Source organism: Bradyrhizobium sp. JR4.1 (assembly GCF_040548605.1).
Taxonomy (GTDB): Bacteria; Pseudomonadota; Alphaproteobacteria; order Rhizobiales; family Xanthobacteraceae; genus Bradyrhizobium; species Bradyrhizobium canariense.
The window spans coordinates 1-1,384 of record NZ_JBEPRY010000079.1; the positions used below are offsets into that span (position 1 = coordinate 1).

Below are 1,384 nucleotides of genomic sequence, written 5' to 3' on the forward strand. Positions count from 1 at the left end.
ACGAGCTCGCTCCATTCTACTCCCACACTGGCCGGCCTTCGATTGATCCGGTGCTCATGATCCGGATGCTGGTCTTGGGCTACGTATTTGCACTTCGTTCCGAGCGTCGGCTCTGCGCCGAGGTCCAGGTCAATCTGGCTTATAGATGGTTTTGCAAGCTCGGCATCGAGGGTCATATCCCTGATCACTCTGTGTTTTGCCGGGCGCGGCGCGAACGCTTCCGTGAGAGCGATGCCTTACGCCGGGTTTTTGAACGTGTAGTGGCGCTGTGTATTTCGGCGGGGCTGGTCGGAGGCGAAGCGTTCTCAGTCGATGCGAGCCTGATCAAGGCCGATGTGAACAAGACTAGGCGACTTCCCGGCGACCAGCCTATTACCTGGCCAAAGGCGGAGGAAGCATCCCATGCGGTGCTCGAGTACATCGCAGCGCTTGATGCCGCCAATAGCGATAAGGACGGCGATGAAGACGGCGGCGGTTCAAGTGAAGGCAGCCGTCGCCGCAAGCCTCCCAAGGAAGTCTCGCTCACCGATCCGCAAGCAACATGGGTTACGAGGCCGGGCGTGGATCCATTCTTTGCTTATGATGCGAACTATCTGATCGACAACAAGGCCGGGATCATCCTCGATGCGGTAGGCACGCGCGCGAACCGTGCAGTTGAGATTGCTGTCACCCAGATCATGGTGGACCGTGTTGAGCGTCGCTTCGATCTGCGCCCCAAGAGATTGGCAGGCGACACGGCTTACGGCGCGGTCAGATTGCTCAAATGGCTAGTGGATCGCAAGATCACGCCGCACGTTCCGGTGTGGGACAAGTCGGCACGCCCCGATGGCACCTTTAGCCGAGCGGACTTCGTCTTCGACAAAAAGCGCAATGTCTATGTTTGCCCGGGTGGCGCGGAACTGACCAGCACCGGCAATATCGATCAAGGTCACATCGTTTACTACAGGGCCAGCAAGAGCGATTGCTCTGGCTGCGCCTTGAAGCCCAAATGCACGACAGCGGTCGTGCGCAAAATTACCCGTGACGTCAACGAAGATGTGCGCGATCATGTCCGTGCGCTGGCCAATACGGAAGCCTTCGAGCAATCGCACCGCGAGCGCAAAAAGGTCGAGATGCGGTTTGCTCATATGAAACGCATTCTCAGGCTCGACCGGCTTCGGTTGCGGGGCCTGAATGGCGTCAGGGACGAAGTGCTGCTCACAGCCACCGCGCAGAACCTGAGGCGGCTGGCCAAGCTAATCTGCCGTCTCCCGCCACAACTGGCAGTCCTGTGCTGAAATCCACCAGCAAAATGGAAACCGCCGACACGCCGTACCAAAAAAACCGCCGAAACTCCAAAGCCAAGCTCGCCCCCAAGTCAGAAACGAGTTTTGCAACACAATCC

General features: G+C 58.3%; 1 protein-coding gene. It reads left to right on the plus strand.

Annotation, left to right across the window (positions count from 1 at the left end; translation table 11 throughout):
- A partial coding sequence (locus ABIB90_RS41585; RefSeq protein ID WP_354202980.1) for an IS1182 family transposase occupies positions 1-1,277 on the plus strand: 1,277 nt, incomplete at its 5' end.
- Positions 1,278-1,384: the final 107 nt, after the last annotated feature.